This is a genomic window from Streptomyces sp. NPDC039480, assembly GCF_055597165.1.
Genome location: NZ_JBVITX010000001.1, coordinates 473120 through 493425, shown reverse-complemented (window position 1 = coordinate 493425; position 20306 = coordinate 473120). Strand labels below are relative to the sequence as shown.

The window sequence follows — 20306 nt, the reverse complement described above, 5'->3', positions numbered from 1 at the left end:
GGGTCGGCCTCGGCACCCCGCTACGAGCCGCCCCCGGTGCCGTCCACCGCGTGGTCCGTCGCCGGCTCCCCCTTCCGCGAGGGCCGAGTGGTGGTCCTGCGCCGGTCCAGCCGGGACACCACCGGCCCGGCGGTGAGGCCGTGCAGTACGACCGAGACCAGCACGGTGAAGGTCACCACCGCCCACAACTCCCTTTCCGGCACCGGGAAACTCTGCTGACCCAGTGCGTAGGCGAGGTAGTACAGCGATCCGATGCCGCGGATGCCGTAGGCGGCGACCACCCACCGCTCCCGGCCTCGCACCCGGCCGCCCAGCAGCCCCGCCCAGCCGGCGAGCGGCCTGATCACCAGCAGGAGCAACAGCCCGGTGACGGCGCCCTGCCAGGTCAGCGGTGCCAGGCCGCCCAGCGCGATGAAGGCGCCGAGGAGGAACAGCAGGACGGCGGTGAGCAGGCGCTCGACCTGCTCGACGAAGTCGTGCAGTACGTTGTGGAAGCCGTGCGCGCGCTCGGCCGCCCGGACGGTGCACGCGGTGGTGAAGACCGCCAGGAAGCCGTAACCGCCGGCGAGTTCGGTCACTCCGTACGACAGGAAGGTGGCGGCGAGCGCCACGAACCCTTCCTTGTACTCGGACAGGCGCAGCGCGGTCGCACGGGTCCGGAAGAACAGCCAGCCCAGCAGCCGCCCGATCAGCAGTCCGCTCAGTACGCCGACGACGCACTTGAAGACGACGTCCTCCACCGCCCACGCGCCGACCCAGTCGGCCGACCAGCCGGCTCCCGCGGCGGCGGCGAGCGCGATGGCCGCGTAGGTGAGGGGGAAGGCGAGGCCGTCGTTGAGCCCCGCCTCGCTGGTGAGGGCGAAGCGCACCTCGTCCTCGTCGTGCTCGTCCCTGGTGGGCTCACCGACCCGTACCTCCGAGGCGAGCACGGGGTCTGTGGGTGCGAGGACGGCCGCGAGCAGCAGGGCGGCGGCGGGCGGCCAGTCCAGCAGCCACCATGCCGCCAGTGCGGTGACGGCGACGGTCAAGAACATCGTGATGCCGAGCAGTCGCCAGGTCGATGACCACAGCCGTGGGCCGACGGGCCTGTTCAGGGCAAGCCCTGCGCCCATCAGGGCGATGATGACGCAGACTTCGGTGACGTGCTCGGTGAGCAGCCGGTGCTGCATGGGGTCGACCGCAGGCAAGGGCAGCGGCAGCAAATAGACGGCGATACCGCCCACCAGGAACACCACGGGCAGCGACAGCGGCCGTCCGGCCACCACCCGGGGGAGCACCGCCGCGAGCAGCGCTCCCGCTCCCAGCCACACGAACACGCCGTCGGCAAGCGTCACTGTGCTGTGCCTGTCCTTTCCCTGACCCACAACCCATACCTCACACGGGCTGCACCGCACCACACGGCTCACCGTTCCATGTGCCCTGGTGAGGGCGCCTTACGCGGTGTTTCACGCGGCCTCGGACAGGGCGGACCGGTCCGTCCGTGCCGCGTGGCGGGTGGTTGCCACGAGGCCGGCCATGGTGCCTCGTCCATCGTGGCGCGGCCACAGGAGAAGAGCACTGGCCGTGCCCGCTCCGGCGAGGACGGCGAGGACGGACCAGGCAAGGGTGAGGCCGGCGCTCGTGCCGAGCCATCCCGCGACGGGGTAGGTGATCAGCCAGGCCAGGTGCGACAGGGAGAACTGGGCGGCGAACGCCTCGGGGATCGCGTTCCGTCCGACGGAGGCACGCAGGACCTTGCCGGTCGGGGTGATGACCAGTGCCATGCCGATGCCGATCACGGTCCAGACGATCGCCGTACCGGTCCAGGTGGCGAGACCGGCCGCGATGAGCGTCACCGCGGCGCTCGTGCCGCCGACGAGGACTCCGGCGCCGGTCGTCATGACGGTGCGGGCGGAGATCCGGTCGAGGACGCGGGGCAGGACGAGGGCGGCCAGGAGGGTGCCGGTGCCGGAGGCGGCGAGCATCCAGGCGACGTGCGACTGCGAGCCGCCGAGGTCGTCGCGTACGTAGTTGACGGTGTTGACGACGACGATCGACCCGGCCGCCGCGACCACGAGGTTGAGCGCCATGATGCCGCGCAGCCGCGGCGTCCTGAGGAAGGTTCTGATCCCCGCTGTCGCCTTGTCCCATGCCTTGGTGTGGGTGCTGGGGCGCGCCTCGGGGATGTGTGCCGACAGGACGAGCAGGGCCGAGACGAGGAATCCGGCGGAGGTGCCGAGGAACAGCCGGTCGAAGCTCATGAAGGTGAGGGCGACGGCCGCGAGCACGGGGCTGAGCAGGCTCTCCATGGTGGAGGCGACCTGGGAGGCGGAGAGCGCACGGGTGTAGTCGGATTCGTCGGTGACGATGTCGGGGATGACGGCCTGGAAGGTCGGGGTGAACGCCGCGGAGCCGGCCTGGAGCAGGCCGATCAGGACGTAGATGTGCCAGACCTCGGTGACCAGTGGCAGCGCGAGGACGACGGCGCCGCGGACCACGTCGAGGAGGACCAGGAGAGTCCTCCTGGGGAGCCGGTCGACGTACGCGGCAGCCAGCGGGGCTATGACCACGTACATGACCATCTTGATGGTGAGGGCGGTGCCGAGGACCATGCCGGCGCGCGGTCCCGCGAGGTCGTAGGCGAGCAGCCCGAGGGCCACTGTGGTCATCCCGGTACCGAACAGGGCGATGACCTGGGCGCCGAACAGGTGACGGTAGTCGCGGATGGCGAACAGTCGCATGGCGGATTCCTTCCGTGTCCATGCGGCGGGGCCCGGCCCCGGACCGGCGGCCGCGCCCCGCACTGACAGGCGGGGGTACCTTCGCTACGCATCGGTGCCGCACTGACATGTACGTCGAGGCACAACCGGCATCCCTGGACGGCCTGGACGGCCTGGACGGCTTTCGAGATAGGTCCGCTGATCCCGCGGTCGAGTTTCGCTCGCCCCATGGCTGAGCTGGAGGTCGGGTGTGAGCCGGGTCAGTCTGGTCGGACGGGTCATGACGCTGCCTCCGGTGGGGCGGGTCAGTGGTGGGCGTGATGTCCGTGGTGGTGGCTCGCGTGCTCGGGCGTGGCGTCCGAGTGAGGGCTGGCTTCGGTGGTCCGTACGGTGAACTCGGCCGTCCGCACGACGCCTTCGTGCTGGAAGTCCAGGTACAGCCGGTAGGTGCCGGCTGTGGGTGCGACCGCCATGAAGGTGATGTCGGGCCCCGGCGCGGTGGTGCCGTCACCGGGTTCGCCCTCCGGGTGGACGTGGAGGTAGCCCAGGTCGCCGACCCGCAGGGCCACCAGGTGCCCGTACGCGGCCAGGTAGGGCTGGAGGTCAGTGACGGGGCGGCCGTTCCCGCTGACGGTGAGCGTCAGTTGGCTCGCCCTGCCGGGCAGGAGTTCACCGTCGAGCGCGACGGTGTAGGCGCCGAGTTGCGCGATCCCGGTGGCCTCGGGCAGCGACTGCGGCTCGTACGGCCCGGCGACCGCGACGTCGATCCCCAACGTCATGGTCCCGTGGTGGCCGGCCGGGTGGATGTCGGCGAAGAACCGCCAGTCCCCCGGCTCCAGGGCCAGTTCGACGCTCCAGGTGCCCTTCTCGTCCATCACGGGGTGCACGTGCTGGAACCCGGCCGTGTCGCGCCGGACGGCGATGAAGTGCAGCTCCTTCTCATGCTCGGCCTCGAACTCGGTGACCGGCCGCACGTCGGGGCCGATCACACGGAAGCTGACCGGCTGGATGCCGGCCGAGAGGATCGTCGAGTCGAGCTCGAGGGTGTAGCCGCTCTCGGAGACAGACAGCCCGCCGGGCTGGGCTGCGCCATGGCCGCCATGGACGCCGTGGTCACCGTGGTTGGCCTGCTCGTGGCCGGAGTGCTTCTGCATGACGTCTCGTCTCCCTGGATGTGCTGCGCTCTCTGGCGTCGTCCGTTCAGGACGACGATCAGAACCATATACCCCCCGGGGGTATTCCGCACCTGGTTGTATGCGGGCTCGGGGCTGAGATGAAGATCCGTCAAAGCTGCGTCAGAGAAGGCCCGCCGACCTTGCCCGGGCCTGGGACACGGGATTCGATGGGAGGCATGAACAGCGCGTGGCTCCTGCTCGACCGGCCGCCTCATCAGGCCTCGCCGTGTCGCATGCCCCGCTGCCCGGGCGCGTCCGCCGCTCCACGCTGACGCCAGCCCGCCGCACCGCTGTCGCGGGGCGCCGTGACCGTACCGGTCCGGCGCCCCTTTCGCGTACCACCCAACCTACCCCTGGACGAACCATGCCTTCTTCCCTGTCCGGACGCACCGTTCTCGTCACCGGCGCCACCTCCGGCATCGGTCACCAGACCGCCCGACTCCTCGCCGAACAAGGCGCCACCGTCCTGATGCACGGGCGCACCGCCGAGGAGGCGCACGCCGCCGTCGCCCGGCTCGTCGACCTGTCCGGAATGCCGGCTGAGCGGCTGTACGCGTACGGGGCGGACTTCGCCCGCCTGGAGGAGGTCAAGCGACTGGCCGCACGGGTCACGGCGGCCCACCCGCACCTGGACGTGCTGGTCAACAACGCCGGCATGGCGGCCCCGGAGCGGCACACCGTCACCGCCGACGGCAACGAGATCGTCTTCCAGGTCAACTTCCTCGCCCACTACCTCCTCACCCACCGCCTCGAACCGGCCCTCACCAGCGCCCCCGGCGGCCGGGTCGTCAACGTCTCCTCCGCCCTCCACCGCACCGGCTCCATCCAGTGGAACGACCCCCACCGCACCCGCCGCTACTCCCGGCTCGCCGCCTACGCCCAGTCCCAGCTCGCCCTCACCGTCTTCGCCGCCGACCCGCGCGTCACAGCGGTCTCCGTCCACCCCGGCATCTGCGACACGACCCTCCTGCCGCTGTACGCCCACGAAGGCGTCTCCCCCGCCGAGGGCGCGACCCATGTCGTCCGGCTCTGCGACCCGGCGGTCGAGATCGTCAACGGCGCCTACTACGACCGCGACCAGCACGTCGCACCGGCCCCCGCCGCGACCGAAGACCGCACGGTCAAACGCCTCAACAAACTCGCCGACCTGCTGGTCGGCCACCCGGCCTGAAAGGAATCAGCGGCAAGTCCACACACGCCCGCAGGAGGAGGGCCCGCCGCCTCAATCCATGGGCGCTGGTCCCCCAGGTAGGGCCACCTAGCCCTCGACCCGGCGGCGAAGGTCGCCGACGACCTCACGCCAACGCCACTGCCCGTCCCAGTTGACGTTCTCGTGGCCGCCGGGTTCCCAGCCCGCGAGCTCTTCCAACTGCTCGCGCAGGGCTTCCGGTTCGATAGGAGGGCGGTAGGTGCGCTCGTCGTCGAGTTGGCCGGCGATGTCGTGGAGTTGGTGGGCAGCGCGGTAGTAGGAGAGTTGGGTGTCGGTCAGCCGGCGTGCAGAGTAGCCGCCGCACTTGCTGCACCAGTCCCAGTCGTCACGGGCCAGCAGGTCGGAGACGCAGAGGAGGTCGTCGCTGTGCGCGAGACCTCTGTCCCGTGTGTGGCGGCAGAAGGGCGAATGTCCCTTGCCTTCGAACGCGGGATACGCGTTCGTGGCGTAGATCTGCACCGGTCCCAGAACGCCCAGTGGTAGGCCGCTGCCGCCGCGCCAACGGTCGGTGCTGGGCGGACGGAACGGCGTCAGGTCTAGGGGGCCCGGCGTGAGCAGGCCCTCCCAGACCGCGATCGACAACGTGCCGGAGCGACCGGTGTCGAGGCTGCGCAAGTCGGGAACGCCGCGTGCCATGGCGAGCAGCCGCAGACTGTGTTCCTTCGCCCGCTCCCCGTGCGCCCACCGGAGAGCTGCCTGAGCCCCGGCCTCGAGACCCAGGTCAGCTCCGAAGCCGTCATCCTGTCCTGAGCTGTCGTGGCCCATGTGAGGGCCCTCGTCGGCTTCCGGCGTAGGGGCGACTTCCTTGATCCACGGGCTGAGCAGCTTTTCGGGAAGATCCGACGCACCGGCGACGATGACGCCCAGCCAGCCCTGCTCAACGCGCTTCTCGATGGCCTGGAGGGGCAGAACCTCGGCTCCTCCGCTCGTCGAAAAGACGATGTAGAGCTGGTCGGCGGCGTATGAGTAGTTTCGCAGCGCCCGCAAATGAGCAACGGTAACGGGCTGGCGATCGAAGACAGCGGTGTCGTCGAAGACCCCGGGCCGCACGGAGCCAGGATGCGCTTCGGGGACGGCCTCCACCGGCCCCGCTTCCGCTCCGGCCTCGCAGACGAGGGCGCTCGATGGTGCGAGGAGTCTGTCGGCGACGAGGGTGGGGAGCTTCAGCGTCAAGGTGCGTCGACTCCAGTCGGCGGTCACGGTCCAGGCCACCACCACCCCGAGGGTCCACCGATCCAGGCCGTCCAGGACATCACGTGCATCCCCGCGCGAAGGCTCCTCCCTGTCCTCCGGCAAGCGTGCCGTGACCCACACTCTCGGTGTCGAATCCGTCGCCGCGGCAGCGGCGCGGGCCTCGTCCTCCCACGTCTGGATGAGGCGGCCGGCTCCTTCCAGAGCTTCCGCGTGCCCCTTCTTGTTGGACCTGATGCCCTCCACCAGGTCATAACGCCTGAACTCCCGGGAGGCCGGCCCTTCCCAGCCGCCTTCGGCCGCGCACTGCCACCTGCGCCACAGCGCGCCCAGAGCGGTGGAAACCTGACTGCGGTTGCCGAGCACCGCGAAGGCAGGATCGTCGGCGGGCAACGCAGGCGTTCCCAGTTCCGCTGCCGCAGCGGCTACGACGAGGCCGGCCGGCTCCACGAAGAAGGCCGCCTGCGCCCAGAGACTCTCAAGGTAGCCCTCCTTCGCCAAAAGGTGAGGCCGGGCCCAGTCCGTCAGCCAGGGGAAGTGGGCGATGGCGGCCAGCGCTCGGTGAAGGCTCCCCGCGGCATGACGCCAGCGGGACAAGACCTGCTCCTGCAGCTCGCCGGCGTCCCTACGCGCTTCCCACCGCCCGTCGTCGTCCTCGTCGTCCTCATCAACCTCCGTATGCCGTTCGGAGTGGAGGAGCTCGGCTGCGGCCCTCACCTCGTCCTGAGTCCAGTACACGTCCTCGTCCGGCTCGACATAAGCCTGCAGTTGGTGAAACAGTCCCGCTCCGCCGAGCGCTCCCATGAGGATGCCCAGCCCGGATGTCGGCCGGGCCTTTGGGCCCCAGTCCGCGCAACCCGAGCAGAATCTGTCCACCACGTCCGCGATCAACGGGAGCTCGGTCGTCACCACGTCGGTCGTACGGAGCCGGCCGCATTCCCTCCGGACATGCAATCTGGCGTTCTTGCCCTTGGCCGAATAGACGGTGATCTTGGTGCCCTCGAACGGCCCGAGCGGTACATCGGCTGCCAGCATGCGATCGCGCACGAACTCCCCCTCCTCTTGCCTCGCGAGCTTAGAGCCGAGCAGTGATACAAGTGCACTTGCCTGTCGGCGAGAGTGGCGGCGCCGCAACGCCGCCTTCAACGCCTTCAGGGCCGACCCTCTACCATCGATGGGCGATCACGTAGGCCGTCTTCACCACCATCGACGTGTGGGCACGAGGGCGGCCGGGAGCGGTTCGGAAGAGGGGGACACTGGTGGAGATCGGCCTGGCGGAGACAATCAAGGCACTACGTGGTGAGTTGGCGCAGGCGATGGCAGACGCCGAGGATCAACCGGTCCGGCTTCGAGTGCAGTCCGTCAAGCTAGACGTACAGGTCGCGGTGACAGCATCGGCAGAGGCCCAGGGCGGGGTCAAGTTCTGGGTGTTGTCGGCCGGCGGCAAGGCGGCCGGGGGCGTCTCCACCACACACACCCTGTCTTTGGAACTCTCGGCCGAGACGGCTAACGGCGGCTCCGTCCTGACAGATTCAGGGCGTGGAGCCGTTCTGGAGGACTGACCTCGTGGATGAGTCGGTCCTCCAAGAGTGGTGCCGGCTGTGGCTGATCTGATCGCCGCGCAGCAGCCCTTGGATCGTGTGGCCATGGTGGTGCGCCGCGGATCCGACGGCGTCCCTCGATTCGCTGCTTCCGGATTCATGCTCGCCTCGCGACTGGCCATCTGCGCCGGCCACGGCTTCACCCAGCCCGGTGACAGCTATGAGGTGAGACTTCCAGGGCAGTCCACACAGAGGCTTCAGGTCACCGCGGTGCTGCGGCACCGGATCGACGAGGTGGACCTGGCCCTCCTGGTTCTCGGAGGGGGCGGGCCCGTCATCCCTCCCGCCCGGTGGGGCGTCCTGCCCCGAACCGTGGAGGCGGTCCCGTTCATCGCGATCGGGTTCCCCGGCCATGCGTCGCGTCAGGAAGTGCCTGAAACCCGTCAGTTGACCGGGGAGATCCTTCTGGGCTCCTTCCTGGGGAGCCACGAGATGGAGCTGTCCCTCAGCAGCCCTGCGCCGGTGGCGGCAAGCGGATCTCCCTGGCGGGGGGTGTCCGGGGCAGGGGTCATCACGCAAGACGGCGTTCTCGTCGGCGTGTGCACGAGCCACCACGTTCCATCCGGCGCGGCGAGCCTCACGGCGACCGACCTCTCCCAGGTGTCCCAAGACCCTGAATTCGTACGCCTGCTGGCCGAGCACGGGGTGGAGCCGATGCCGCCGGAGGACGTCGTACCGACGCCTTTCGACCCAGCCGCGCGCGGTCGCGTACACACGCATGCCGAGGTCGTGCGGCGCCTGCTCGGACGACGCAGTTTTCTCGACGAGGAGCACCTGCCCTTCATCCATCCTGGGATGGATCACGCGTCGCATCCGGACCACCTGTTCGCCCGGCTGAGCGCCGGCCGTTCACGAGGGGCGCTGCTGGTGGGACCAGCCGGTTCGGGCAAGACGCGGACGTGCTTCGAGGTCGCGCACCGGGCGGACCGCGCGGGCTGGCAAGTCTTGCACGTCCAGCCCGACAGCGCCGTAACGGTCGACGACGTGGCCGCATCCATCTTCTCGTGCGCCCGCCGGCGGGTGCTGCTGGTACTGGACTACCTAGACGTCTGCTCACAGGTCGACCTGCGCGCCCTCGCCGAAGTGCTGATCCCGGAGGCCAAGCGACGTGGCGTGACCGTGACGTGCCTGGCCTCTGTGCGGCCCGGATCCCTGCACACGGTCCAGCTCCGTGGCAGCAGCCGAGTGCTCGACGAGATCTATGTACGCGAGGACTGGCCACACCAGTCCGCGATCATCGACCAGGTGGTCCGCCACGCGGCACCTGAAACCGTGCGCCGATGGGGAAACGAGGCGCTGTCCCAGATCTGCGGGCGGCGTCCGGTGATCGCGCTGTTGATCGCGCGGGCGATCGAGGAGCAGGGGCTGGCCCGGCCCACACCGGGGGCGGCGGCATCGGTCCGGCCCGGCGAGCTGCTGGACTGGCTGCGCGAGGGCATGCGCCGGGACGCGCTCGCCACGAGCCCCACGCTCAGCCCCTCCCCCTTGGGTATCACCACACCTGCCATCGAGCAGCTGGCCTTCACCGTGGCGGTCGCGGCGAGCCCGCAGTCCCGGATGGTCATCGAACAGGCCATCGACACATTCCTCAGGGTGGCTGGTGGGCTGAACGTTCCGTTCGGAGGGCGGCGCGTCGTCGACACGCTGATCTCTCTTGGGTGGCTCGATGAGGTTGACGGTCAGCTGGTCGTGGTGCACGACATCGTCACTGACGAACTCCTATTGCAGTCACTGATGCCCTCTCCTGGATGGAGCATCGACGCAGCCGCTGCCGGTGCACTCTTTGACGCGTTCACGCAGCATGCACGTACATTCTCCGTATTCACCGGCCATCTCCGACGGCTGGCCGTCGACATGGCAGCGCATGGCCCCGCCCATCGGATCGCTGCCCTGGAACGCTTTTGCGGGGAATGGCTCACGGCCCGGGTGGATCCGCTCGGCCACCTCTTGACGGACGCCGGTGACGACGGCGGTCAGGCGCTGCTGACGATGGTGACCAGCCGGCCCTGGCAAGGGTTCGACCGCTCTGTGTGGAACACGCTGGTTGCTCCCTGGCTCTCCCGCGCCGAGGCCGACCACACGGCGCAGCCGTTCCTTACCGCCGCCCTGAGGGGCACGGATCCCGCTCCGACGTTCCTTGTCGAGGCTTCCGTCGGATGGCTCGATCGCTGGGGCGGACAGACCGACACGGAGCATCTTCTGCTCGCGCTGATCGAGCGCCCCGACCTGCCGCCGAGGACCGAGGACCTGGTGGTCGACTCCACCCTCGCTTGGGTGTCTTCCCGGCCCGACTGGCGTCGTACGCCCGCGCTGTTGAAACGCCTGCTCGGCATGGACCACGCCAGGGATCGACTGGAGAGAGTGGTCGCGGGCGTACTGGCGTGGCTCACTCCCTACCGATCCCTCGGAGTCGCACCCGTGATCCGTGCATTCCTGCAGCGTGCGGACATCGACCCGCTGGCCCGCCGGAAGCTCGTAGACCAGGGCCTCGTGTGGCTGCGTTCTGATCTGCGCCCGGGCTTGAACATCGGTCCGGAAGTGTGTGCTCTACTCGAAGACGACGACCTCCCGGACCCGGACCGCGCGACATTGATCCGAAGCGCACTGGACTGGCTGGAGAAGGGACAGGTGTACCCGAGCACTGGCCGGGTCGTGCAAAGACTCCTGTCCACGCACGGGTGCCCGCCGGAGCTGCGTCCCAGGGTGATCGCCATCGCCCGCTGGTGGGCGTCTGAGGGCCCTGCCGACCACCCAACAGGCTCCCGCGTCGTGGGCACGTTGCTGTCCGCCGGCAGCGGGGCGGACGCCGCCGCCCTTCTCCTCGAACACCTGAGGTCGCAACCTGACGCCCAGTCTGAGCCGGCCATACTCCTTCGCCTGCTCATCCACTGCGAGGAACTCACCCAGGACCAGGCTCGGGCCGCCGTCACGCTCGCCTTCACGTGGCTCGACAGCCACCCGGAGCACGAGGCGTTCGGTTCCGTTCTAGGCGCTCTCCTGCGCGTGCCGGGCCTGCCGTCCGCACAGCTACAGCGTGCCATCCGTCTCGGCTGCGCCGCGCTCCTCGCACGTCCAGATGATCACGTGCTCATGGCCGCCATGCTCAGCCAGCGCGACGGGCTGACGCGCGATCAGGCACGATCCCTTGCGGACGTCAGCCTGCGGTGGCTCGCCTGCCATGGCGGCAAGGTCCAGCGCCCGGTGCTCGCCTCATTCCTCACACGCCTCGACCTGTCCGTCGAGCAGGCACGCACCGGCATCGACATCGCTCTGGACCGTCTGAGCACCGACCGGTCGATGAAGTCCCGCTCCGTGCTCTCCGGTGTCCTGCGCCACCCGGCCCTCGACGAGAGCCGACGGTCCCGCGCCGTCGACAGCGCCCTGAGCTGGCTCGAAGAGCACGACACGGGGCCGAAGGTACGTCTGGTCATCGAGGATCTGCTCTCTCTCCCGGCACTCTCGCCGAGCCAGAGAGGCCACGTGATGCGCCTGGCAGCCAGCTGGTTGTCCCGGTACGAAGACCTGCCGTACGCAGAGGCCGAATCCGCCTGGCTAGCATCGGCAGGCGCTCCGTCCACGCTGCCGACTTGTGACCAGTAGCGCGCACCTTGACTGGGGTCAAGGTGCGTCGCAGGTCCTGGGGATTGGTCCCCAACTGGTCCCAAAAACGATCAAGGGGCCGTTTCAGATTTCTCTGAAACGGCCCCTGACCTGCGACTCTTACGAGTCGGGACGACAGGATTTGAACCTGCGACCCCTTGACCCCCAGTCAAGTGCGCTACCAAGCTGCGCCACGTCCCGTGGTGTTCGGCGCGGTGTTCCGCGTGATCACAGGTAGAACTCTACCCCACGTGGACAGGTGCTTCGTCCTCCGGTGACCGCCGTCAGGCACGCGCGACAATCGTCGTATGAGCTCTGGACCTGGACCGTACGAAAGTGGCCGTGAGCGGGACCGCGACGAGGAAGGGCGGGCCCGTAACCAGCGGCCTCGTGACGGGCTCGGGCGGCCGTTGCCCTATGGCACCGATGGCGTGCCGCGGCAGCCGGAGGGGGTCGTCCGCGCGCCCGAGGAGTCCGTGGCCGAGGCGCAGGCGCTGTTGGACGCGGGGCGGCCCTTCCACGCGCACGAGGTGTTCGAGGACGCGTGGAAGTCCGGGCCCGAGGCGGAGCGCGGCCTGTGGAAGGGGCTGGCCCAGCTCGCCGTCGGTCTCACGCACTCCGCCCGCGGCAACACCACGGGCGGAGCGCGGCTGCTGCTGCGCGGCGCCGCTGCCGTCTCCGAGTGGAGTGCGCAGACCGGGCAGGACCGGCCGTACGGAATCGGCGTCGCCGAACTGGTCACCTGGGCGGAGACGTTGGCCGGGAGGCTGGAACGGGAGGGGTCTGCGGTAGATGCGGCGTCCTATGCGCCGCGGCTGCGTGGCGCATAGGACGCCGTAGGGGCGGGGGAGGAAGTAGGGGGTTCGGTGGGGGCTGAGCGGGGGACGTCACCGCACCGGACTCGCCCCGCATGCACATGGACGGGGGCGGTGTGAGGGTGGCTGTGTGACGACGACGACCACCGATCAGTCGGCCGATTCCGCCTTCGTCGAGGCGCAGGCGCCGCCCGTGCTCGACCGGCGGCGCCGCAATGTCGTCTTCGTGACGATCATGCTGGGGATGCTGCTCGCCGCCCTCGACCAGACCATCGTCGGCACCGCGCTGCCGACGATCGTGTCGGATCTGGGCGGCGCGGAACACATGTCGTGGGTCGTCACGTCGTATCTGCTCGCGGAGACCGTGGCGACGGTCCTCGTCGGCAAGTTCGGTGACCTGTTCGGACGCAAGGTCGTCTTCCAGGTGTCCGCGGTCATCTTCATCACCGGGTCGTTCCTGTGCGGTCTGTCGACGAACATGACGCTGCTGATCGCCTGGCGGGCGATGCAGGGCATCGGCGCGGGCGGTCTGATGGTCACGTCGATGGCGTTGATCGCCGATGTGATCCCGTTGCGGGAGCGCGGCAAGTACCAGGGTGCGATCGGGGCCGTCTTCGGGGTGTCGACGGTGATCGGGCCGCTGCTGGGCGGGCTCTTCACGGACCATCTGACGTGGCGCTGGGCGTTCTACGTCAACGTGCCCATCGCGATCGTCGTGGTCCTCGCGGCCGCGCGCACGATCCCCGTCGTGAAGTCGGCGGTGCGGCCCGTCATCGACTATCTGGGCATCGCGCTCGTCGCCGTCGGCGCGAGCGCGCTGATCCTGGCGACGAGTTGGGGCGGCAACCAGTACGCGTGGGGGTCGCCGACGATCATCGGTCTCTTCGTCGGCGGGCTGGTCGCGCTGGCGCTGTTCTGTGTCGTCGAGACGCGGGCCGCAGAGCCGATGCTGCCGATGCGGCTCTTCGCCAACCCCGTCTTCACGGTCTGCTCGGTCCTCAGCTTCATCGTGGGTTTCGCGATGCTCGGCGCGATGACGTTCCTGCCGACCTACCTCCAGTATGTCGACGGCGACTCGGCCACCATCTCGGGTGTGCGCACGCTGCCCATGGTCGTGGGGCTGCTCATCGCGTCCGTCTTCAGCGGCAACGTCGTCAGCAAGACCGGCACGTACCGCATCTTCCCGATCGTCGGTGCGCTGGTGATGGCTCTCGGGCTGTATCTGCTGTCGCTGATGGGGCGGACCACCAGCACCTGGCTGGAGTCGCTGTACATGTTCGTGCTCGGCACCGGTATCGGGCTGTGCATGCAGGTCCTGACGATCGCCGTGCAGAACACCGTCGCGTACACGGACCTGGGCACCGCCACGTCCGGAGTCACCTTCTTCCGTACGCTGGGCAGCTCGTTCGGCACGGCCGTGTTCGGCACGATCTACGCCAACACCCTCGCGCCGAACCTGAAGGACGGGGTCGCCGAGGCGGCGCGGGGCGGTGGTGATCCGGCCGAGCTCGGCAAGGCGGCGCAGAGCCCGGGCGGGCTGCACGAACTGCCCGCGGCCAGTGCCGAGCCCATCATCAAGGCGTACGCGGACACCCTGCAGACGGTCTTCCTGTGGACCGTCCCTGTGGCGCTCCTCGGGTTCCTGGTGGCGCTCTTCCTCAAGCAGGTGCAGTTGCGTGACAGCGCCCGCATGGGCGCCCCTGACATGGGCGAGGGCTTCGCGCAGCCGTCCAGCGGCGACTCCGGGCACCTGCTGGAGCGGGGCGTCGCCAACATCATCCGGAATGTGGGCATGACCACGGCCCGCGGCATCATCCGGGACTCCGACACCCGTCTGGACATCGCGGGCGCCTGGGCGGTCATGCAGGTCTCGCTGTTCACCCGGCTGGTCGGGTACGCCAGTCTGGGGCTGATCGCGGCCCGGCGCAGGATTCCGCCCGAGGTGCTCGTGCCCGTCTTCGACCGCATGGTCGAGGAGGGGTATCTGACCCGTACGGACGCGTACTTCTCGCTCACGCCCGCCGGGGAGCGCGAGGCGGAGGTCACCTCCAAGGCGTGGTCCGCCTGGCTGGGCGAGGAGATCACGAAGGACATCGGCCGGCCGCCGGACAAGGAGCTCGCCGCGGCGGTCGACGCGATCGCCAAGCGGCTGCTCGCGGAGGATCTGGAGCACGGGCTCTCGCCCGAGACGACGGGCGCCACCACGGTCGGCGCACGCTGAGGGGCCCCTGGGGCGCTCAGGGGCCCGTGTACTTGCCGAGCAGGGCGCCCGGCAGGGGCTCCGCCTCGGCCCGCATGAGGAAGACCGTGCCGGCGACCCGTGCCGGCGACCACTCCCCCGGCGACAGCGGGGAGCAGCCACCAGAGGGTGCGTCGGCGGCGCCGCGGTCAGGGCTTTCCTACGCGCTGTAGTGGGCGCGGAGCTCCCGCTTGAGGACCTTCATGCTGGGGCCGAGCGGCAGTTCGTCGAGGAACTCCACGAGGCGCGGGTACTTGTGCCGGCCCAGGTGGTCCTTGGACCACTCGATGATCTCCCCGGCCACCTCGGGCGTCGCGTCGCCGGCCGCGACGACCACGGCGCAGATCTCCTCGCCGTGCACGGGGTCGGGCAGGCCGATCACGGCGGTCTGGGCGACGGCCGGGTGGCGCATCAGGACCTCTTCGACCTCGCGCGGGTAGACGTTGAAGCCGCCGCGGATGATGACGTCCTTCTTGCGGTCGACGATGGTCAGGAAGCCGTCGGCGTCCTTGGTGCCGAGGTCGCCGCTGCGGAACCAGCCGTCGACCAGGGCTTCGGCGGTCGCCTCGGGGCGCCCCAGGTAGCCGGAGAAGACGTTGTGACCGCGGATGACGACCTCGCCGAGTTCGCCGGTGGGCAGCAGTTCGACGCGGTCGTCGAGGTCGGCGCGGGCGATCTCGACGTCGACGCCCCACAGCGGGTGGCCGATGCTGCCGGGCTTCGTACCGAAGTCGGGCTGGTTGACGGAGGCGGTCGGGGAGGTCTCGGAGAGCCCGTAGCCTTCGTAGACGGGGGTGCCGAAGGCCTTCTCGAAGCGTTCGAGTACGGCGACGGGCAGCGAGGCGCCGCCCGAGATGCAGATCCGCAGCCGGGGCAGCCGCTCGGCGGCCTCGGCGGCGGCGACGAGGCCCACGTACATCGTCGGGACGCCGTGGAAGGTGTTGACGCCCTCCGCGACCATCAGCTCGATGGCACGCGCCGCGTCGAAGCGGGGCAGCAGGACGAGGGTGGCGCCGGCCCGCCACGTCGAGTTCATGGAGACGGTCTGGCCGAAGGCGTGGAAGAGCGGGAGCGCGCCGAGGGCGGTGTCGTCGGGGCGGACGTCGTTGGCGTCGAAGGCGTTGACCGTCGCGTTCATCACCAGGTTGAAGTGGCTGAGCACGGCGCCCTTGGGGACGCCTGTGGTGCCGCTGGTGTAGAAGACGACGGCCGGGTCGTCGGCGTCGCGTGTGACGTATGTGGTGAGGGGCTCGGTGGTGCGTGCGAGGGTCTCAAGGTCGCCCTCGGGGCCGAGCCGCAGCATGCGCACGCCGGTGGCCTCGGCGGCCGCCCCGCCCATCGCGGCCTGCGCGGGGTGACAGAGGAGCAGGGTCGCGCCGCTGTCCCGCAGGACGTGCTCGACCTCCTCGGCGGAGAGCAGCAGATGCACGGGTACGACGACTCCGCCGGCGGCGAGGACGGCGTAGTACGCCTTCGGGAACTCGGCGGTGTTGGGCGCCATCAGCGCCACGCGGTCTCCCGGCCGCACGCCGAGCTCCGCGAGAGCCGCGGCCTGGGCGCGGGCCTCGCGCCACAACTCCCGGAAGGAGAGGCGCTGTTCACCCTCGACGAGGGCGATGCGATCCGGGTGACGGCGGGCGGGCTCGGCGAGAATCGCGGCGAGAGACAGCGTGGCCATGAGGGAGGATGCTCCGTTTCGGTGGGGCGGGCGTGGGCTTTCGGGGGGGCTGCTGGGGGTTCAGGGGGCTGGCGCGGGTCTTCCGTGGGGCGGGCGTGGAGCTTTCGGAGGGGCTGGTGGGGGGAGCAGGGAGCTGGTGCGAGTCTTCCGTGGGGCTGGTGGGGGTCTTTCGGGGGGCTGGCGCGGGACTTCCGTGGGGCGGGCGTGGAGCTTTCGGAGGGGCTGGTGAGAGGAGCAGGGAGCTGGCGCGGGTCTTCCGTGGGGCTGGTGAGGGTCTTTCGGGCGGCTGGCGCAGGTCTTCCGTGGGACGGGCGTGGAGCTTTCGGAGGGGCTGGTGGGGGGGGAACAGGGAGCTGGTGCGAGTCTTCCGTGGGGCTGGTGGGGGTCTTTCGGGCGGCTGGCGCGGGACTTCCGTGGGGCTGGTGCGGGGCTAAGGAGGGCTTGGCGTGAGTCTTTCGTGGGGCTGACGGTGGGTCGTTCGCCGGGCCTTGCCTGCGTGGACGGCGAGTCTGGGTCGGCTTCTCGACGGGGCGGGGGTTCGCCCCCGTTGGTAGAGGCCGGCGGCGCGTTCAGGGTTGAGTCGCCTCGCCGGAGGGGCGGGGCCGCGCTTCGCCAGAGGGGCGGAGCCGGGCCTCCCCGGAGGGCGGGGCCGGCCCTCCCCGCATAGGTCGCGTCTTGTGCCTGGAGGCGGGGCCGTGCCTCGCCGGAGGAGATGGGGCCACGCCTCCCCCGGTTGGGGGTCGTGCCTCGCGCCCGAGGGCCGTTGGAGCGTGACCCACCGAAGAGGGGCCGTGCCTCGCCTGGGGTTGGGGTGCGCCTCGCCGGGCCGGGTCGCACCTCGCGCCTGAAGGCGGGGATGTGCCTCGCCGGAGGGTGGGGTCATGCCTCCCCTGGTTGGGGCGCGCCCCGCGCCTGAGGGCGGGGGCGCGTGCCTCGCCGTAGGGGGCGCGTGCCTCGCCGGAGGTGTTGAGGCACGCCTCGCCGGGTCGGGCGTGCCTCGCCGGGTCGGGTCCTGCCCCGCCGGGTCGGGCGTGCCTCGCCGGGTCGGGTCCTGCCCCGCCGCATCGGGCGTGACTCGCCTGAGGAGGCAGGCCCTGCCCGAGGACGGTCACGGCCCGAGCCCGTCTCCCCTGCGGCAGCAGACACGTACCCGCTGCCCCCGGCGCCTCCCGCGCCCCCAACCCGCCCGCCGCGACTCAGTCGCGTTCGACCAAGAGCGCGCTCCCCTGGCCCACGCCCACGCACATCGTGGCGAGGCCGCGGGTCGCGCCGGTGCGGCGCATTCTGTGCAGGAGGGTGGTGAGGATGCGGGCGCCGGAGCAGCCGAGTGGGTGGCCGAGGGCGATGGCTCCGCCGGACGGGTTGACGAGCTCCGGGTCGATGCCGAGTGCGTCGACGCAGGCGAGCGCCTGGGCCGCGAACGCCTCGTTGAACTCCGCCTCTTCGAGGTCGCCGATCTCCCAGCCGACCCGGGCGAGCACCTTCCGCGTGGCGGGCACGGGGCCGATGCCCATGACGTCGGGGTGGACGCCTGCCGAGGCCCCTGCCGCGTACCGCCCGAGGGATTCGAGGCCGAGGTCGTTGAGCGCCTCCTCGCTGACGAGGAGCAGTCCGGCGGCGCCGTCGTTCATCGGCGACGCGTTGCCCGCGGTGACGGTGCCGTCCTTGCGGAAGACCGGCCGCAGCCCGCTCAGCTTCTCGTACGAGGTGTCCTCGCGCACGCACTCGTCCGCGTCGACGACGACGCCGTCCGGGCGGGTGACGGGGAGGAGTTCGTCGTCGAAGTGGCCGTTCTTGCGGGCGGCGGCCGCACGCTGATGACTGCGGAGCGCGAACTCGTCCTGGCGTTCGCGCGGGACGCCGTGACGCTCGGCGACCTCCTCCGCGGTCTCCCCCATCGCGAGGACCCCGTGCAGCTCCTTCATCCTCTTGTTCGTGAGGCGCCAGCCGAGGCGGGTGTCGGCGGTCTCCATGCGGTGCGGCAGCGCCTCGTCGGGGCGGGGCAGCACGAAGGGCGCGCGGCTCATCGACTCGGAGCCGCCCGCGAGGACGATGTCGGCCTCACCCGCGGCGACGGTACGCGCGGCGGTCGTGACGGCTTCGAGGCCCGAGGCGCACAGCCGGTTCACGGTCGCGCCGGGCACGGACTCCGGGAGGCCCGCGAGGAGGGCGGCCATCCTCGCGACGTTGCGGTTGTCCTCGCCCGCCTGGTTGGCGGCGCCCCAGTAGATGTCGTCGATCCGGGCGGGGTCCAGCTGGGGGATGTCGGCGAGGAGTCCCCTCACGACGCCCGCTGCGAGGTCGTCGGGGCGGACTGAGGAGAGGGCGCCGCGGAGCTTGCCGATGGGGGTGCGGCGGGCGGCGGCGAAGTGGACGGTGCGCACGATACGGCTCCGGATCGTTCTGCGAGGTCTCGCTGCGTAAATTAGCGCTGCTAGTTTTGGAGTCTATGCGCGAGGTGGGGGCCATGGGAAGGGTGTCCTACGCCTCACCCCGCCTCACCCCGCCTCACCCCGCCCCAGTTCCGCAAGGCGCGCCAGGGCGGGCAGGGCCTCCGCCACGGCCGTGCGCTGTTCCGGGGTCAACTGATCGACGAGCGGCGCGAGATGGCGCGTCCGGTCCTCGTGACGGGAGCGGCCGATCCGGCGGCCCTTCTCGGTGAGGTGGACGAGGACGGCGCGTCCGTCGGTCGGGTCCGGGCGGCGCTCCACCAGGCCGTCGCGCTCCAGGCGGGTGACCAGCTGGGTGATGCCGGGCTGACTGACCTGCTCGGTCCTCGCCAGCTCGGTCAGCCGCTTGGGACCGCCGCCGAACGCGAGGGTGTCGAGCACCGACAGCGTCGTGAACGGCAGCTTCTCCAGGACCGGGAGGCGGATGTAGAAGCGGTTGAAGTTCTCGATCGCCGCCGTGAACTCCTCCACGTCCAGCTCGCTGTACCGGCCGCCGATGCCGGTGTCGCGGCTCCGGTTGCCGTCGCTCTGATCGTCGCCGTGGTCGTACATGTCAGCCACCCTCAAGAATTACATTGCATGCTTATGTAAGCTGCTTATATTGTTCTGGATCACGCCTCGACAGCGCTAGGAAGAGAGTTCCATGACTGTTCGTATCGGCATCAACGGCTTCGGGCGAATCGGGCGCAACGTCTTCCGGGCGGCGGCAGCACGGGACACGGACCTGGAGATCGTCGCGGTCAACGATCTCGGCGACGTGCCGACCATGGCGCACCTGCTGGCCTACGACTCGGTCCTCGGCCGCTTCCCCGGCGAGGTCACCGCCGAGCCGGGGGCGATCCGCGTCGGCGACCGGACCGTCCAGGTGTTCGCCGAACGCGACCCGGCCGGCCTGCCCTGGGGAGAACTCGGCGTGGACGTGGTCATCGAGGCGACGGGTGTCTTCACCGACGCCGACCGGGCCCGCGCGCACGTCGAGGGCGGCGCGAAGAAGGTGGTCATCGCGGCCCCGGCCAGTGGTGAGGACGTCACGATCGTGCTCGGCGTGAACGACGACGCCTACGACCCCGAGCGGCACACGATCATCTCCAACGCCTCGTGCACCACCAACTGCCTGGGCGTCCTGGCGAAGGTGCTGCACGACGCCGTGGGCATCGACTCGGGGATGATGACCACCGTCCACGCCTACACCCAGGACCAGAATCTCCAGGACGCCCCGCACAAGGACCTGCGCCGCGCCCGCGCCGCGGGCCTGAACATCGTCCCGACCTCCAGCGGCGCCGCCAAGGCCATCGGCCTCGTCCTGCCCGAACTCGCGGGCCGCCTCGACGCGTTCGCGCTGCGGGTCCCCGTCCCCACCGGTTCGGTCACCGACCTCACCGTCACCACACGACGGTCCACGAGCGTCGAGGAGATCAAGGAGGCGTACGCGGCGGCGGCCGCGGGACCGTACAAGGGAGTGCTGTCGTACACCGAGGCTCCCATCGTCAGCACCGACATCGCCGGCGACCCCGCGTCCTGCGTCTTCGACGCCGAGCTCACCCGCGTCACGGGACCGCAGGTCAAGGTCGTCGGCTGGTACGACAACGAATGGGGCTACTCCAACCGTCTCATCGACCTCGCCCGGCTGGTCGGCGCCTCCCTGTAG

The 20306-nt window shown here is 70.2% G+C and carries 13 protein-coding genes and 1 tRNA gene; 6 read left to right on the top strand and 8 right to left on the bottom strand.

Annotation, left to right across the window (positions count from 1 at the left end):
* Positions 1 to 20: 20 nt before the first annotated feature.
* The 3 genes from ACZ56E_RS01890 to ACZ56E_RS01880 all read right to left on the bottom strand — a co-directional run bounded on the left by ACZ56E_RS01890 (position 21) and on the right by ACZ56E_RS01880 (position 3853).
* The gene (locus tag ACZ56E_RS01890) at positions 21 to 1334 is read right to left on the bottom strand and encodes a cation:proton antiporter (protein WP_471209814.1); all 1314 of its coding nucleotides are present in this window, start codon (positions 1332 to 1334) and stop codon (positions 21 to 23) included.
* 111 nt (positions 1335 to 1445) lie between these two features.
* Complete coding sequence (locus tag ACZ56E_RS01885; protein WP_471209811.1) at positions 1446 to 2720, bottom strand: MFS transporter; 1275 nt, start codon at positions 2718 to 2720, stop codon at positions 1446 to 1448.
* Positions 2721 to 3004: 284 nt separating this feature from the next.
* Positions 3005 to 3853: a hypothetical protein gene (locus ACZ56E_RS01880; RefSeq protein ID WP_471209810.1), complete on the bottom strand. Its 849-nt coding sequence runs from the start codon at positions 3851 to 3853 to the stop codon at positions 3005 to 3007.
* 385 nt (positions 3854 to 4238) lie between these two features.
* Between ACZ56E_RS01880 and ACZ56E_RS01875 the strand changes: the two genes are divergently transcribed.
* Positions 4239 to 5045, top strand: a complete 807-nt coding sequence (locus ACZ56E_RS01875; protein WP_471209808.1) for an SDR family NAD(P)-dependent oxidoreductase — start codon at positions 4239 to 4241, stop codon at positions 5043 to 5045.
* A gap of 87 nt (positions 5046 to 5132) precedes the next feature.
* Here ACZ56E_RS01875 and ACZ56E_RS01870 read toward each other — a convergent pair whose 3' ends face one another.
* Positions 5133 to 7322 carry a hypothetical protein gene (locus tag ACZ56E_RS01870; RefSeq protein ID WP_471209806.1) on the bottom strand — a complete coding sequence of 730 codons (2190 nt, stop codon included), beginning with the start codon at positions 7320 to 7322 and terminating at the stop codon, positions 5133 to 5135.
* Between the two features lie 212 nt (positions 7323 to 7534).
* On the opposite strand from ACZ56E_RS01870, the gene ACZ56E_RS01865 reads away from it, so the two are divergent.
* Both ACZ56E_RS01865 and ACZ56E_RS01860 read left to right on the top strand, forming a co-directional pair.
* Positions 7535 to 7837, top strand: a complete 303-nt coding sequence (locus ACZ56E_RS01865) for a trypco2 family protein (RefSeq protein ID WP_471209803.1) — start codon at positions 7535 to 7537, stop codon at positions 7835 to 7837.
* A 39-nt stretch (positions 7838 to 7876) separates the two neighbouring features.
* Positions 7877 to 11476, top strand: coding sequence for an ATP-binding protein (locus tag ACZ56E_RS01860; RefSeq protein WP_471209800.1), 3600 nt, complete (start codon positions 7877 to 7879; stop codon positions 11474 to 11476).
* 127 nt (positions 11477 to 11603) lie between these two features.
* Here ACZ56E_RS01860 and ACZ56E_RS01855 read toward each other — a convergent pair.
* Positions 11604 to 11677, bottom strand: a tRNA-Pro gene (locus ACZ56E_RS01855).
* Positions 11678 to 11784: 107 nt separating this feature from the next.
* Between ACZ56E_RS01855 and ACZ56E_RS01850 the strand changes: the two genes are divergently transcribed.
* Both ACZ56E_RS01850 and ACZ56E_RS01845 read left to right on the top strand, forming a co-directional pair.
* Positions 11785 to 12306: a DUF309 domain-containing protein gene (locus ACZ56E_RS01850; protein ID WP_471209797.1), complete on the top strand. Its 522-nt coding sequence runs from the start codon at positions 11785 to 11787 to the stop codon at positions 12304 to 12306.
* 115 nt (positions 12307 to 12421) lie between these two features.
* Complete coding sequence (locus ACZ56E_RS01845; RefSeq protein WP_471209794.1) at positions 12422 to 14512, top strand: DHA2 family efflux MFS transporter permease subunit; 2091 nt, start codon at positions 12422 to 12424, stop codon at positions 14510 to 14512.
* Between the two features lie 178 nt (positions 14513 to 14690).
* On the opposite strand, the gene ACZ56E_RS01840 is transcribed toward ACZ56E_RS01845, so the two are convergent.
* The 3 genes from ACZ56E_RS01840 to ACZ56E_RS01830 all read right to left on the bottom strand — a co-directional run bounded on the left by ACZ56E_RS01840 (position 14691) and on the right by ACZ56E_RS01830 (position 19210).
* Positions 14691 to 16208 carry a long-chain-fatty-acid--CoA ligase gene (locus ACZ56E_RS01840; protein ID WP_471209791.1) on the bottom strand — a complete coding sequence of 506 codons (1518 nt, stop codon included), beginning with the start codon at positions 16206 to 16208 and terminating at the stop codon, positions 14691 to 14693.
* 1196 nt (positions 16209 to 17404) lie between these two features.
* Entirely contained in the window at positions 17405 to 18592 is a 1188-nt protein-coding gene (locus tag ACZ56E_RS01835) for a thiolase family protein (protein ID WP_471209788.1), read from the bottom strand.
* 114 nt (positions 18593 to 18706) lie between these two features.
* The gene (locus ACZ56E_RS01830; RefSeq protein ID WP_471209786.1) at positions 18707 to 19210 is read right to left on the bottom strand and encodes a MarR family winged helix-turn-helix transcriptional regulator; all 504 of its coding nucleotides are present in this window, start codon (positions 19208 to 19210) and stop codon (positions 18707 to 18709) included.
* A 91-nt stretch (positions 19211 to 19301) separates the two neighbouring features.
* Between ACZ56E_RS01830 and gap the strand changes: the two genes are divergently transcribed.
* A complete protein-coding gene (gap, locus tag ACZ56E_RS01825; protein WP_471209783.1) occupies positions 19302 to 20306 on the top strand; it encodes a type I glyceraldehyde-3-phosphate dehydrogenase in 1005 nt (334 codons plus the stop codon).